Raw genomic sequence first — 13,901 nt, 5'->3', positions numbered from 1 at the left:
CAGGCGGGGCTATTCCCGCCTGTCACACCCGGCCTTTCCCTGCTTGCGTGCAGGAGGTGGCTGGGCTTTTTAGCCTGACGTCAGTCCTGCTTGAGTGTCGTAGCCTGTGCGGGTGCAACAGCCTCATGCGTGCGGTAGCCCAGCAAGGTGGCAAGGGTGGCAAACCCCAGAAAGCTGTAGCCGACAACCCTTGCGGCCCCCAGATAATGCGGGGCCAGCCACGACACCAGCAGGCAGACCAGAATACCCAGCAGACAGAACAGGCGGAAGTTCACGGTCGTGGCTCCTTACGCGGTTACGGCGGAGGGCAGGGGCTTGCCCGCAGCCAGTGCGGCAACATTATCCAGAGCCAGCATCCCCATGGCTGTGCGGGTTTCCACCGTAGCACTGCCAGCATGAGGGGTCAGGAACACGTTGGGCAGAGCCGTCAGTTCCGGGTTGGGGTTGGGTTCCTTGCTGTAAACATCCAGCCCGGCCCCTGCCAGGTGGCCGGAGCGCAGGGCGTCGATCAGGGCGTTTTCATCCACAAGGGAGCCGCGCGCGGCATTGACCAGCACGCTCCCGCGCGGCAGCAGGGCCAGCGTGTCGGCGTTGATGATGGGGGCCGCCCCGGCCGAGCCGGGCATATGGAGGGAGAGAATGTCACACTGGGGCAGCATATCTTCCAGTCGGTCGTAATAGGTGGCCCCGGCTTCCTCCTCCGGGGTCAGGCGGCGGCGGTTGTGATAGAGCACCTCCATCTCAAACCCGCGGGCCCGGTGTGCCACAGCCTGTCCGATCCGGCCCATGCCAACAATGCCCAGCCGCTTGCCTGTAACACGGCGGCCCAGCATTTCATCCATGCCTAACGGGCGTGTCCAGTTGCCGCTTTTGACCAGTGTGAAATATTCCGCAGCACGGCGGCTGGCTGCCAGAATATGCAGCATGGCCATGTCGGCATTGCAGTCGGTCAGCACGTCCGGCGTATTGGACACGGCAAGCCCCCGCGCCAGCAGGGCGGGAACATCCAGATGGTCCAGCCCGACACTGACGGTGGCCACCAGTCGCACGCTGTCAGGCAGGCGGGCAATGTCTGCCTGCCGCAGCGGGGCTGTGTGGGTCAGTATAATGGCGGTCGGGGCGTAGCTATGCGCTAATTCCAGCAGGCTTTGGGTGTTCAGCGGGTTTTCTGGCGGGGGTGGGGCGGTAAAATCCGAGCGAATACGGGCCTCCACAGCGTCCGGCAGGCGGACGGAGCGGATCAGGCGGGGGGCAGCGTCGGTCATGGCGGGCTCCATGGCTGTTGGTGTGGCCGGGGGCTGGCAGAGTGCTTGCCCATGTCAGGACTGGGCGCAGCCTAGCAAGCGTGTGCTTGCGCCGCCATAGCCGAAAGGGGTACCTGCAAGGGCTCTGGTGGCACACGGAAAAAAGGGAGCACCATGCAGGACGGGCTGACACCGGAATTGATGCTGGGCGCATACGCGGCAGGGTATTTCCCCATGGCGGAAGACGCGCAGGGGCAGGAACTGTCGTGGTACGACCCCGATCCACGCGGTATTCTGCCGCTTGACGGGTTCCATTTACCCCGCCGCCTGCGCCGGACTGTTCTTTCCGGGCAGTTTGATGTCAGCACCGATCAGGACTTTCGTGCCGTCATGCTGGCATGTGCAGAGTCAGCCCCAGGGCGGGAGACAACATGGATCAACACACGCATTCTTGAGCTATTTTGCGCCCTGCATGACATGGGTTTCGGCCACAGTGTGGAATGTCGGGTTGCGGGTGAACTCGTCGGGGGGCTGTATGGTGTGGCCATGGGCGGCGTGTTTTTTGGTGAAAGCATGTTCAGCCGTGTGACAGATGCCTCCAAAGTAGCTCTGGTGCATCTGGTCGCCCGCCTGCGTCTTGGGGGTTTTATCCTGCTGGACACCCAGTTCGGCACGGAGCATCTGGCCCGTTTTGGCGGGGTGGAAATTCCGGTGCAGGACTACAAGGCCCAACTGGCGCGGGCCGTTGCCATGCGCCCCTGCTGGCGGGACAGTTTTGACCCCGCCTTGCTGGAGGCTGAAATCCGCGCTCTTTAAAATGTCTGATACTGGCCAGCTTGGGGCGGTTGGTGGCACAAGCTGCGGCACGCCATTAACCCTGTGACAGGTCAGAACAGTGGAGAAATACCCAAGGTGACACTCTCTCTTCCTCTCAATGCCCGTATGGCGCGGTTTGTTTGTGGTGGCGTGCTGGTCATGGGCCTGTTTGCAGGCCCGGCCCTTGCAGCCTCGCAGGAGGACCACCCCCCGCTGGCCCCGGCGCGTGATGCCGTTATTGTGTACACCTTTCAGCCCCGTCCGACCGAACGTGACCTGAAGGAAGGGGCAAAGCCCGACACGCCGGTCCAGACCCGGTATGTGCAGGTGTTATATTCGGGCGATGGCGGGCTTTTGCGGGTGAATTACCTGGCTGACCCACAAGGTAGTGCCACCCGGGGGGCGGTCATTATCAACCGCGCCGCGCAGGAAGTGCTGGTGTTGCTGAATACCCGGCATGTTTACACGCGCCTTGTCCAGCAGGACGGTGTGCGTAATCCTTTCCTACTGGACCTGTCGATGCATTTTACCCGCAAGGGGACGGATACAGTGGCCGGTCAGCCCTGCACGGTATGGCAGGCCTATTCGGCTCTGGGGGCCGCTCAGGCCTGTGTCACAGCGGATGGGTTTGTGCTTGAGCAGGACGGTGTGGATGTGGATGGGCTGAACGGGCAACTCAAGGCTGTTTCGGTATCTTACGAGGCTGTGCCTGCCAGTGCCTTCCAGCCGCCAGAAGGGTTCATGGAGGTCAAGCCTCATGCGCCTCTGCCAGCAGGGCAGGAAGAGAAAAAACCGCAATGAGGAATTACGGAATGCTGGGGCTGCGGATAATTGCACGGGGGCGCTGGGTGGCGCTGGGTGTTCTGGGCCTGCTTGGTGGGCAGGGGGTGGCTCAGGCGGAGGACACCGCCCAGATGACAGCCCCTTACGTCACGCCTTCCACCGATGTGGATATCCATTACGAACTGTCATCCCCTGCGGGTGATGCCACAGCCCACCAGCGCATGCGCTGGCAGGTGGCCACGCTGCGGCAGAGGCTGGACCCTGAAAATTCACCCGTATTTATGCTGACCTCATGGAAAGACAGAACCCTGACCGTGGTGGATGAGGCACGCCATCGGGAAAGTGTCATGCCCGTGCCCGGTGGGCGGGAACTGACACTGCCCGGCCAGCACCCCGGCACAGGGTCCTATACCCGGCTTGGCGCATCGACTGTAGCGGGGCAGGCTTGCACCATCTGGCGCACCTCCGATACGGAAGGCAGACCCAGTGATGCCTGCTATACCGATGACGGCCTGCTGCTGCAGGTTGCCCAGCAGGGACAGGTGACGGTGCGTGCCCTGTCAGTCCAGCGCACACCGCAGCCGGATAGTATTTTTGCCGTGCCTGAAGGTCTGCGGCAGGAAAACCCGGCACACCCATAACCTATGCTGTGCGGCGGACAGGGGCGGAAGGGACACTGACCCGATATGAAGAGACGGATGCCCACACGCCAGAACATTGGAACCCTCTGTGCCGTGCTGGGTATGGTGCTGTCCTGCCCCGTGACCGGGTGGGCGCAGACCCCTGCGCGGGCTATGGTTTGTATGTCTGTGGCGGGGCAAGCGGCACATACCCTGCTGGTCGTGCCCTCCGGCACGGTCTTTGCGCTGCCTGCTCCCAGACATGGGCGGCATGCCCCTGCTGTGGCCGGGCAGGCACTTGTCACGACCGAGACAGTTACACTGACAACCGACCAGCCCTGTATGGAGGCCGATGCCTCAAGCGTGCTGTCGCATACGCGGAATTGGCTGGTCGTGCCGGTCAAGCCGGTGCAGGGGAGTATTTTCCACGCCGTAGGCCGCGTGAGTGGCAATGGGCTGGATACAGCCTTGCGTGATGAAGACGATGATTTCCGCGCCCAGATGCGCGCAGGCAAGCTGTCTGCCAGCCCGCGTGGTGTGCTGGATGATGTGATTGCCTTGCAGGAAACCGATGCCGACCTGCCGCAGTCTGATGATACGGCAACGGGCAATACAAGTCAGATCGAACGTGAACTGACAAGCGATCTGCCCCATGCCTCCCGGCCGTAAAGGCGGCCCTGTAGCTGGGCCGCCCGGATTTTAGTTGCTCAGGGATTGCCCTTTTTTGACCAGATCGCTGCAGAGCTTGACGCGCGCGGATTGGCCCAGACTGGCGATGTCAAAAGGCTTGGATGTGGCATTCTGCAAAAGACCCTGCCCACCGAGCGAGTAATTTTCATCATGTTTCACATCAGCCCGCTCGGCCAGTGTGCGGGCAACGCTGCGGGCTGTTGTGCCCGACACATAATCCTTGCGGACACAGTAGGACAGTAGCCCTGCGACATTACCCGGACTGGCCTGGGCGATGGAGGGCAGTCCAGCCTCTGCCAGCGCCCCGGGTGTGGCCGCTGTGGTTGCCCCTGTTACGCCTGTCACAAGCTGCGCCCCTTTGGTGGGGGCCGATGCCGCATTGGCAGGGTTGGTCACCGGGATTGCGCCTGATGGGGCGCTCGGTAATGTTGTGCCTACAGGAACCTGCACAGTCTGTGTCTGCGCCTGTGCCATGGCGGTAGAAATATACAGCGCTGTTGTCAGGCATGCAGCTGTAGTGGTGACACGCTGTAAGAAACGCATGAAAAATATCCTTTCTGGTCAGGTGTTTTTCATTCATGTCCTGGCGGTAGCCAATGGGGCCAGCCTATGATTTCCAGCCCCTGCCTATTGTTAACGCACGGAAAAGGCTGGGGGTTTCCTGTGGGTTTTTTATCTAGCTCTGAAAATCATCAATAAAATGTTAGATGTTTCTTTTTTCTTTTAAATTTTCGTAGGATTTTTCTGATTTATATTTTGAGAAAATATATAAAAACTCCTTAATTAGAAATGAATTATTAAAATCCAATCTTTCGTCAAAACATCCGTCGCAACATGCCCGGCAGCAGGATGGAGTAGGGGTTGATATGCAAGGTCGGGTCTTCCAGTTTGCCACTAATTCCAAAGGTTAAGGCCAGAAGCCCACCATCTGTCTCAGGGCTGAACAGACGGCCAATGCCCGGCAGTTTTCCAGGTAGTTTGTTGATGGCAAACAGCGGCACAACAGTTCCCTGCAGGTCAATGCTGTTGCGCTCAAGGTTGACGGCACCCTCCAGCGTGGCCCCCAGAGCCGTATTGCCTGTTCTGGCATCGTGAATGTTCAAGGTGCCATCTTCAAACGTGACAGGCATGGTCAGGTGCGTGATCTCAAAGGTGGATGTATCCTGCGATGCCAGCCAGCCATAAAAGGAGATATTGCGGGCCACACGCAGCGCCGTGGGGGCTTTGGTCAGCACAAAGGGTGAGACGCTCAACTGACCGCTGAAAGGGGCAGACGCCTGTGAATCATCAAATGTCCCGACCAGACTTGCCCGCCCACCGCGCACATCGGGCAGGATGTTAAAAGCGGCCAGAAAAGCCCCCATGTCGGGGATGGTGGCGTTGAGGGCCCGCTTTTGCCCCTTGGGGGCCAGTGTCATGCTGACAGGTGTTGGCGCTCGCATGGAAAAACGCATTCTTTCCAGACGCAGGCCATTGTCTTCAAAATAGGCGCTAATACCGCGGAGCGGGGGTTTGTTCTGCGCGTACCACAGGTTTTTGGCTGTGACATCAATAGCCCAGGCCAGTCCGGGTGGCCCATGCAGCTTGCCTGTTGCCGCTTCTGGCACATGGTAGCCGGGGGAAGGCTTGGTCTTTTTTTCAGGCTTCGGGTTTGTCAGGTCCCCGCTGACAAAGGGGGACAGGTCAAGGCTTTCCGCCTGCACACCCACATGGATCATGCCATGGGGCTGGGCAGGGAGCACAAGGCGTGCTCGCCCGACGGAGCGTGCGACCCGAAAGGACGAAATAATAAGTTCAGGTGGCTGCTTGGGCCGCATCTGTGCCTGACCCTGAATAGACAGGTCTGGGCCGGAGGCGTTGATATTTTCGACCGAAGCAATATGCCCATGGTCCAGCCCCAGTGTGGCCGAGGCTTTTGCAGGCCTGCCCGCAGCCTTGTGCCAGAGTGGAATACGGATAAGAGCCGGTGCCAGATCGAGCCCAATCTTGACCGTGCCGTGGTGGTCACCGGTCTGGAGGTAGGCCACATCCAGATTGGCGCTGCCATCAAAATGATCGCCGGTGTCAAACCCTGCGGCAGCAACCGTTGCAGGTGTCAGCCGGGATGTCAGATGCGCCTGCTCCAGTGTCTCCTGCGGGCCGACATGGCGGAAATCCGTGCTGTAGGACAGGGTGGATGGCAGGCCGCTGACTGTCCCTGTGCCGGAGAGGGAAAGCCCGTCCGTGCTGGTGTCCAGTGTAAAGCGGCCGTTGGTTATGCCCCGCCCAGCCACAACATTACCGAGTGCCGCATTGGTAATGTCGGCATGGGCGTTGATGGTCATATCATCAATTTTGACCCGGCTGATCAGGGGCAGGGTCAGCTTGAGGGTAATGGCGGCCTTGCCACGCGGGTTGGTAACGTCAAGCGGATGGCGCGACAGCAGGTGCAGCCGGGGTTCGGCCAGCAACGCCAGAATGGTGTCCAGCCTGCCCGCCAGCGCGGAGGTAATTGTGCCAGTCTGGTCTTTTTCGCTCAGGCCGCTAATGGTCATGCGGCCTGGGCCTGCGGCAATACGCCCATGGGTGCCAACCTGCTGGTAACCATCCTGAAAATCGATGGTCAACGTATCCAGGTCATGGATTTCCAGCCGGGCGTTCATACCCTGTAGTGGGGTAATGGGGCGCAGCCAGTACACTGTCAGCCCTTTACCCTCCAGGCTGCCATCCAGCCCCGCTATTTTCAGGGCGTTCCAGCCATGGGTACTGGCAAGCCGAACTTGCGTATGCAGGCCTGAGGCCATGCCTGCGGTAATATTTTCGTTCACCCAGGCCTTGCCACCTTTGGCAGCGTGGCTTGGCCAGTACTGGTCCAGGTCGGTAAAGGCCACCTGGGGGATGTCGGTATCCAGCGCGCCGGTCACATGGGTTGGGTGCAGCAGGTCGGAGGCATCAAGCCATCCGCCAAGGCGCACTGTCAGTTCATGGTCGGGGTCTGTTGGGTGCAGCGGGTGGCGCAGCACCAGTTCCGTATCCAGCAGCCGGGCCCGCATGGGTACGGTTTTGGCCGCGCTGTGGTCCAGCACCATGCGGATACCCAGTGTGCCGTGGTCAGTCTGGTAGGTGCTCCCGCCCGCGGCCAGGTGCCCGGCACCAATTTTTGCCCGCACTGTCAGGCTGCCCGGTAACAGCCAGGGTGTTGCAGGGGCGGCAACAAGCTGTGCTTCGGCCGACAGGCTGAAGGGGACATCCATGGTGGCCAGGGCCGGCTGGATGTTGGCAAATGTTGTCAGTGTCAGCGGGCTGGTCGTCAGCCGCCAGACAATGCCCTTGTCCGTGGGTGTGCCCGAGGCCGTAAGACGCATGGTGCGGTCGGGCTGGTTGTCGGGGGTAATGGCCATGGCGGCGGTGCCAACAACCCCTTGGTGCCCGCCAGCCGTGTGCAGGTGCAGGTCTGCGGTCATGGGGGCCGCAGTCCAGTGTGTGCCGGTCAACTGGTCGTTCATGGTCACAGTGGTGTCGTCCACACAGGCGTGTTCAAGCGCGCTGAGTGTCAGAGGGGTGTTGTCACCCTGTGGCAGCGTGTCGGGGGCGGGGTCGAAATCCAGCCCTATGGTGCCGTCATGTCCCCGGCGCAGTGCCAGGTGGGCGTTGTGTATATTCAGCACACGGGGGGCAAAAACACCTTGTAGGAGAGCATGTGGCTCCAGCGTGATCTCAAGCAGGCCAATGGTGCTGGTCTGGCCTGTGGCGCCAGCAATCCTGAGCTTGCCGAGCGACAGGGCAACAGGTGCGTCCAGCCCATCACGCAGGATATTCCAGCGCAAGGTGGCACGGCCTAGCCACAGGCGGGCATGGGGCGGGCGGCCCGGTTCGGCTGGGATGACGGTCAGGGGTAGAAAGGGGCGCACAAACGGGGTTATGGGCACAGGCCCAAACACCATGCCCACCATGACCGATGCAGCGCCAACCATGGGTACACCCACGAGCGCACAGGCGCAGCCAAGCATGATGCGGCGGATTTTTGCGCCTGTAGAGGCAGGCGTGTCTTGACCGTTGGAAGTCAACGCAGCAAGCCTTTATGGATTACAGGATAGGCGTTTTCATGACACAGGCTGAGCATTTTCTTTTCCGTGATGTCCGGCAGACACGCCAGCATGGCCTGCGTGCATGGCCCGATGCTGACTGGCCGCAGCCTGCGGATGCAGCCGCGGCGGCCCATTTCAGGGCGGATATGCAGGCACTTGCGGACGAGGTCGGGCTTGCGCCAGAGGTGCTGGGCCAGCCCGGAGCCGAGGCACTGATGGCCTGCCTGGGGGGGAATAGCCCTTATCTGTCCGATCTTGCGCGGGGTGATATTGCGGGCTTTGCAGCCCTGCTGGAATCCGGGCCGGAGCACTGCGCGCGGGATGCGTTTGCGGCATGTGCTGAATTTGATGCCAAATCTGGGCGAGAGTATGTCGCGGCATTTCTCCGCCACATCAAAAAACGGGTCGCTTTTTTGTGTGCGGTAGCGGATCTGGGCGGATTCTGGACGCTGGAGGAGGTAACAGGCACCCTCAGCCGTCTGGCTGAGGCGGCGCTGGATCTGGCGATCAGGCATTTGCTGTGGGGTGCTTTTCAGGCCGGTCAGCTTGATCTGCCCAGCCCGGAGCGGCCTGCACAGGGGTGCGGGCTGACGGTACTGGCCATGGGCAAGCTGGGTTCGCGGGAGTTGAATTTCTCATCCGATATCGACCTGGTGATCCTGTATGACCCTTCCGTGTACCACCAGCCTGATGCGGTGCGGCGCGTCTTTGTTCGTATGACTAGCGACCTTGTCAGCCTGATGGAAGCGCGCGATGCGAATGGCTACGTTTTCCGTACCGACTTGCGGCTGCGGCCCGACCCGTCTTCCACGCCTCCGGCGGTAACGGTTCAGGCGGCGTTATTGTACTACGAAAGCCTGGGCCAGACGTGGGAGCGGGCCGCCATGATCAAGGCGCGGCCTGTGGCGGGGGACCTGACAGCGGGGCGGCGGTTTCTGACAGCCATCCGCTCATTTGTCTGGCGTCGGCACCTGGATTTCACCCTGATTGACGACCTGCACGACATGAAGGCCCGGATCGACCGCTATCGTAAGGCTGGTCGTACCGACCTTGCCCATTTGCCCGATGCCGTGCTGGCCGACCCGCTGGCCAGCCGTGCGTGGCTTTTGGGGCATAATCTCAAACTGGGGCAGGGCGGTATCCGCGAGATCGAGTTTATCGCGCAGGCCAAGCAACTCGTCTGGGGTGGGCGTGAGCCCGCCCTGCGCGAAAAAACCACCTGTGGGGCGCTGAAAAAACTGGCAAGCACCGGCCATCTACCGCGTGAGGAGGCCGAGGTGCTGGCCCGTACCTACCGCCTGCTGCGCGATGCGGAGCACCGGTTGCAGATGCGTGCTGACCACCAGACCCACAGCCTGCCTGATGGTGAAGCTGCGTTTGATGCCTTTGCCGTGTTCATGAATTACGCTGACGGAGAGGCGCTGGCGCTGGATATTCTGCCCCGTATGCGTGAGGCCCGGCGGATTTTTGAGCGGCATTTTGTCATCCAGCCGCTGAGTGCCACGGCAGAAGGCAGCGTGCTGGTGCCGGGGCCGGAGGAAGGGCAGACAGCCGATCTGCTGCTCAAGCATGGTTTTCCAGTCGAACAGGTGGCCGAGGCCGCGCAGGTTCTGGCCCGCTGGCGGGGCAATGGCCTGCGCGCCCTGCGGTCCGAGCGGGCGCATGCGCTGTTGCGGTCTTTGTTACCGTTGTTTCTGGCCAGTTTTGGGCAGCGTAACAGCCCGCTGGCCTGCCTGAGGCGTTTTGATGCCCTGCTGGCCCGCCAGCATGCCGGGGTCCAGCTTTTGACCCTGTTTGAGCGAAACCCGCAGTTGATCGACCGGATTGCGAGTATATTCGATGCCTCAGCCTTTCTGGCTGACCATCTGGCGGATCGGCCCTCGGCGCTGGAAGGGTTGCTGGAGGCTGAGCCAGACAAGGTGCGCACCGTTGTCACCCGCCTGCATCAGGTTGCGGAGGACATTGAGGATGTGGAAGGGCTTGTTACAACCCTGCGCCCGCTGCTGAGGGGGGAGGAATTCAGACTCTCCGTAGCCATGCTGGAAAATCGCATCAGCGAGGAACGGGCCGAGCGGGAGCGCACGGCCTTGGCTGAAGCGGTGATGACAGTGCTGTGGAAAGCGGTCGAGCGTGAGCATATCGCCCGCTATGGCCGGGTGCCCGGTGGTGGCATGGCGGTGATTGCACTGGGTAAAGCCGGGTCGCGGGAGATGATGCCCGGCTCCGATCTGGATTTGCTGATGGTGTTTGACCACCCCGAGGCAGAGCAGGCCAGCGTTATCCGTGCAGGTGAGGCCGGACGTTCGCTGGCGGTCGGGGCGTATTACACCCGGCAGGCCCATGCCTTTATTGCGGCCCTGACAGCGCCGGGGTTGGAAGGGCCACTCTATGCGGTGGATATGCGGCTGCGGCCTTCGGGGGCGGCGGGGCCGGTTGCTGTCTCCCGCGCAGCTTTCCTGCGCTACCATACGGATTCCGCCTGGACGTGGGAGTGCATGGCCCTCACCAGAGCGCGTGTTGTTGTGGCCCCGGCCACGCTACGCACAACCTTGCAGCAGGATCTGGCGCGTATTCTGGAAGGGCGTATCCGGGCCACCCCTCCGTCCTGCGACACATTGCTGGACGATGCCCGGCGTATGCGGGCCCGCTTGGCGCGGGACCTGCCGCCAACATCGATATGGGATATCAAGCGGCGCAGCGGTGGGTTGATGGAAGTTGAATTCATCGCCCAGATTTTCCAGCTTTGCGCCGCCAGTGTGGACGCGCGCAGCACAATGACACGCCAGGCCCTGCGTCGGCTGGCGGCAGCCGGTGTTCTGAGCCAATCAGATGCGACGGTGTTGCTGGAGGCTGAAACATTCTGGCGGCGTTTGCAGGCGCAGCTTCGGCTGCTGTGCGGTCCTGTACCGCCGGTGGAGCTGGAAAAAGATATGGCGCCGACAACACTGCGTGTGCTGCTCCGCAACATGCGCGTGCGGGATTTGCCAACCCTGATTGAACAGGCCGCACGACTGGGGCGTGATGTCAGGGCATGTTTTGAACGTCTGGTAGGCCCACTGAACAGCGATGATGGCAGCGGGCAGGCAGAACCGGACGGTAGTGTAGAACAGGGAGCGTGATGACAATGACAGCAACAGAACTGAGTGTGGGCGCACAGGCCCCGGACTTTACAATGGAGGCCAGTGGTGGCCGTACGGTTGCCTTGGCGGAGCTGAAAGGCGCACCGTTTGTGCTGTATTTTTATCCAAAGGCCGACACACCCGGCTGCACCAAGGAGGCCTGCGGCTTTGGTGAGGCGCTGAACGCGTTTGAAAAGGCCGGGGCGCGGGTTATTGGTGTCTCCCGCGATCCGGTCAAAAAGCTGGATGCTTTTGCGGGCAAATACGACCTGACGTTCCCTCTGGCCTCAGATGCAGAGGGCAGTGTGACCGAGGCTTATGGCGTATGGGTGGAAAAGACCCTTTACGGCAAAACTCATATGGGTATCGAGCGCGCGACTTTTCTCATCGATGCCCAAGGCAAAATCGCGCATATCTGGCGCAAGGTTAAAGTGCCAGGTCATGTTGAAGAAGTGCTGGGCGAAGTGGAAAAGCTGGCGACTGCTGACTGATCGGGGCTGCGCTGTAGCATTGCCAGTCAGCAAAACCGGCCGGGTGTTGGCCCGGCCGGGTTGGTTTGTCAGTATCCGCCGTAATAATAGCCGTTAGGGTAATACCCCGGTACAGGGACCACAGGTACGGCAGGCACCACATAAGCAGGCGGCGGCGGAGGGGGCGGCGGTGGCGGACGGTAAGGTACGGCTATACCCCCGCCCGACATGGCTGCACCTGCCAGCGCGCCTACGGCAAGACCGCCAATAATGGCACCAGCAATGGCACCACCATCACCATGGTGCCGGTGCCCGTAACCGGGGCCACCCCAACCGGGGCGACCACCCCAGCCCGGTCCGCCGCCGGGGCCACCCCAGCCCGGACCCGGCCCACCCCAGCGGGGCTGGGCGTGAGCACTGGGTAGTGTTGCCAGGCCCAGCCCGGCAATAACCGGCAGGGCCATCAAAATCTGTGTCATACGGCGCATCTGGCGTTTGTCTCCCTGATAAATAGTGGGTCGCCGTTTTGTCAGTTCTCTCTCAGGGTTCTTTGTATCACCGGTCGTATGGCAAATTGAAGGCGGGTCTGTGTCACGGTTGGGAGTGTCTAGAACGTGGTTGTGACATTCAGCCCAAGGATGGCGGCATTGGGAATACGGTGCCCTGTTTCACTGTCGGGCGAGCCGGAATTGATGTTCCAGAAATACTGAAAATCAGGCTGCACCATCATGTAAGGTGTGACAGGGGCCTGCCATGTCAGTTCCAGATGCTGCTCTGCCTGCGTGCGGCTATCAGCCTGCCCGGTGTAGCGTAGGGAATCCTGCTCCGCCATGCGGGCGCGGTGGCCATAAAAAGCGGTGCCCCACGCCAGACCCAGAACGTCATCCGGGCGGGCGGGAATAAGCCCGTGGAATGTCAGGCCAGCTTCAGTGCCCAGGGTCAGCGTATTGCGGATATCGTCATTACCGGTCACGCGGATGAAAAAGCTGGCAGCCTTGGGAGAGTCTTTCTCTAAACGCCAGAAGGTCTGATCAAAGACCCCATACAGCATCCAGTTGCCGGTATGGTACAGCGGGCTTGCCGAGGCACCGGGCGCTGTTAGTGGCAGGTGGTTACTGGCGTAACGCGGGTCGGGGAATGAGGCTGTGTCATAAAATCCACCGATTTTCCATGTTCCGGGTAGAGCGTGGTGCGAGTGGTTGAGCAGCATGCCTGCATCAACAAGCAGCTGTGTTTCAAAAATGATCAACGCCCCGTTGGAGGTGTTGAAATGTGTCCCTGACAGATCACCGGGGGGGCTGTCATCGGGTTTGAAAAATGGGCCGCCTGTGGGGTTGTCGTCACTGACTGCCGCCATGAAGGTAAGCGGGTAGATCGGGTTGTAGCGAAAGCGCACCCCAGGGGTCGAATAAGGCCAGGAAGGCCCGCCGGAATACAGGTTGCTGGAGGGGGCAATCGGCCACCCAAAGCTGCCGTTAAGAAAGAGCGATGCATTCTGGCTGACCAGAAATTCCGTATCCAGGTCCATCGCCCCGACCCGTACATCCAGCCGGTTGCCCAGAAAGCCCTGCCCGTACCACAACTCGAACAGGCGGGTTGTGCGGGGGGAATCATAACCGCTGACAGGGTTTATGGCCCCGATATTGTCGGTTGTGGCAGAGCGGCCACGCAGTTGCAGGGCGCTGATATTGAACAGGCCGTATTTCAGGCCGGTCAGCCGCGTTGGGTCAAATGTCAGGCTTATGGCCGTGGCCCCGTCGTAAGAGGCCCCCTGCTTGCGGCCGCCAGAGGCAACGCCCCAGAGTTCTTCCGCGTCCTGAATGTTCAGGCGCAGGCCATAATGGTTCATCCACTTACGCACACCCCAGACGTCACCCAACAGGGTGTCGCTCCAGTCCAGCGGTGGTGTTTCAACAGTGGCGGAGGGAAACTGGAGGGGCACGCCCGACGGCAGTACGTCCGTATCCAGCGGGTAGGTTGCGGCAAGGCTGTGGCCTGATACCACGCAGGATATCAGGCCAGCACCCAGAGCACGGTATGTGCAGCGCATGGAAGGCTTTTCCATGAGTAACCGTTTGCTCAAGCGTTATGG

General features: G+C 61.1%; 12 protein-coding genes. 6 read left to right on the top strand and 6 right to left on the bottom strand.

Features of this window, described 5'->3' with window-relative positions:
• Positions 1 to 80 precede the first annotated feature (80 nt).
• Positions 81 to 275 (bottom strand): hypothetical protein, encoded by a 195-nt coding sequence (locus tag FLP30_RS00860; RefSeq protein WP_149277925.1) that lies wholly within the window; start codon positions 273 to 275, stop codon positions 81 to 83.
• Positions 276 to 287: 12 nt separating this feature from the next.
• The gene (locus FLP30_RS00855; protein WP_149277924.1) at positions 288 to 1,265 is read right to left on the bottom strand and encodes a 2-hydroxyacid dehydrogenase; all 978 of its coding nucleotides are present in this window, start codon (positions 1,263 to 1,265) and stop codon (positions 288 to 290) included.
• Positions 1,266 to 1,418: 153 nt separating this feature from the next.
• On the opposite strand from FLP30_RS00855, the gene aat reads away from it, so the two are divergent.
• The 4 genes from aat (at position 1,419) to FLP30_RS00835 (ending at position 4,132) form a co-directional block, all read left to right on the top strand.
• A complete protein-coding gene (aat, locus tag FLP30_RS00850) occupies positions 1,419 to 2,060 on the top strand; it encodes a leucyl/phenylalanyl-tRNA--protein transferase (protein ID WP_149277923.1) in 642 nt (213 codons plus the stop codon).
• A gap of 96 nt (positions 2,061 to 2,156) precedes the next feature.
• On the top strand, positions 2,157 to 2,861 hold the full coding sequence (locus tag FLP30_RS00845) for a hypothetical protein (protein WP_246856546.1): 705 nt from the start codon (positions 2,157 to 2,159) through the stop codon (positions 2,859 to 2,861).
• On the top strand, positions 2,858 to 3,484 hold the full coding sequence (locus FLP30_RS00840; protein WP_246856545.1) for a hypothetical protein: 627 nt from the start codon (positions 2,858 to 2,860) through the stop codon (positions 3,482 to 3,484). The genes FLP30_RS00845 and FLP30_RS00840 overlap by 4 nt, the downstream gene beginning before the upstream one ends.
• 45 nt (positions 3,485 to 3,529) lie before the next feature.
• Positions 3,530 to 4,132: a hypothetical protein gene (locus FLP30_RS00835; protein ID WP_149277922.1), complete on the top strand. Its 603-nt coding sequence runs from the start codon at positions 3,530 to 3,532 to the stop codon at positions 4,130 to 4,132.
• Between the two features lie 30 nt (positions 4,133 to 4,162).
• On the opposite strand, the gene FLP30_RS00830 is transcribed toward FLP30_RS00835, so the two are convergent.
• Positions 4,163 to 4,696, bottom strand: a complete 534-nt coding sequence (locus FLP30_RS00830; protein WP_149277921.1) for a DUF2501 domain-containing protein — start codon at positions 4,694 to 4,696, stop codon at positions 4,163 to 4,165.
• Positions 4,697 to 4,968: 272 nt separating this feature from the next.
• Complete coding sequence (locus tag FLP30_RS00825; RefSeq protein WP_149277920.1) at positions 4,969 to 8,199, bottom strand: DUF3971 domain-containing protein; 3,231 nt, start codon at positions 8,197 to 8,199, stop codon at positions 4,969 to 4,971.
• Between the two features lie 38 nt (positions 8,200 to 8,237).
• Here FLP30_RS00825 and FLP30_RS00820 point away from each other — a divergent pair, with 38 nt between their 5' ends.
• Positions 8,238 to 11,339, top strand: a complete 3,102-nt coding sequence (locus tag FLP30_RS00820) for a bifunctional [glutamine synthetase] adenylyltransferase/[glutamine synthetase]-adenylyl-L-tyrosine phosphorylase (protein WP_149277919.1) — start codon at positions 8,238 to 8,240, stop codon at positions 11,337 to 11,339.
• 5 nt (positions 11,340 to 11,344) lie between these two features.
• Positions 11,345 to 11,830, top strand: a complete 486-nt coding sequence (gene bcp, locus FLP30_RS00815) for a thioredoxin-dependent thiol peroxidase (RefSeq protein WP_408834549.1) — start codon at positions 11,345 to 11,347, stop codon at positions 11,828 to 11,830.
• Positions 11,831 to 11,898: 68 nt separating this feature from the next.
• On the opposite strand, the gene FLP30_RS00810 is transcribed toward bcp, so the two are convergent.
• Together FLP30_RS00810 and FLP30_RS00805 are read right to left on the bottom strand one after the other, a co-directional pair.
• Positions 11,899 to 12,297 carry a hypothetical protein gene (locus FLP30_RS00810; protein WP_149277917.1) on the bottom strand — a complete coding sequence of 133 codons (399 nt, stop codon included), beginning with the start codon at positions 12,295 to 12,297 and terminating at the stop codon, positions 11,899 to 11,901.
• Positions 12,298 to 12,416: 119 nt separating this feature from the next.
• Positions 12,417 to 13,874 carry a carbohydrate porin gene (locus FLP30_RS00805; protein WP_246856544.1) on the bottom strand — a complete coding sequence of 486 codons (1,458 nt, stop codon included), beginning with the start codon at positions 13,872 to 13,874 and terminating at the stop codon, positions 12,417 to 12,419.
• Positions 13,875 to 13,901: the final 27 nt, after the last annotated feature.

It is taken from the genome of Acetobacter vaccinii (assembly GCF_008365315.1).
Classification (GTDB): Bacteria; Pseudomonadota; Alphaproteobacteria; order Acetobacterales; family Acetobacteraceae; genus Acetobacter; species Acetobacter vaccinii.
This window is presented reverse-complemented; position numbering and strand designations above follow the sequence as displayed.

What these genes read in the sequence shown, in the direction of transcription:
- FLP30_RS00855 (WP_149277924.1), bottom strand. Translation starts at nt 1,265, where the DNA reads ATGACCGACGCTGCCCCCCGCCTGATCCGCTCCGTCCGCCTGCCGGAC.
- aat (WP_149277923.1), top strand. Translation starts at nt 1,419, where the DNA reads ATGCAGGACGGGCTGACACCGGAATTGATGCTGGGCGCATACGCGGCA.
- FLP30_RS00840 (WP_246856545.1), top strand. Translation starts at nt 2,858, where the DNA reads ATGAGGAATTACGGAATGCTGGGGCTGCGGATAATTGCACGGGGGCGC.
- FLP30_RS00835 (WP_149277922.1), top strand. Translation starts at nt 3,530, where the DNA reads ATGAAGAGACGGATGCCCACACGCCAGAACATTGGAACCCTCTGTGCC.
- FLP30_RS00830 (WP_149277921.1), bottom strand. Translation starts at nt 4,696, where the DNA reads ATGCGTTTCTTACAGCGTGTCACCACTACAGCTGCATGCCTGACAACA.
- FLP30_RS00820 (WP_149277919.1), top strand. Translation starts at nt 8,238, where the DNA reads ATGACACAGGCTGAGCATTTTCTTTTCCGTGATGTCCGGCAGACACGC.
- bcp (WP_408834549.1), top strand. Translation starts at nt 11,345, where the DNA reads ATGACAGCAACAGAACTGAGTGTGGGCGCACAGGCCCCGGACTTTACA.
- FLP30_RS00810 (WP_149277917.1), bottom strand. Translation starts at nt 12,297, where the DNA reads ATGCGCCGTATGACACAGATTTTGATGGCCCTGCCGGTTATTGCCGGG.
- FLP30_RS00805 (WP_246856544.1), bottom strand. Translation starts at nt 13,874, where the DNA reads ATGGAAAAGCCTTCCATGCGCTGCACATACCGTGCTCTGGGTGCTGGC.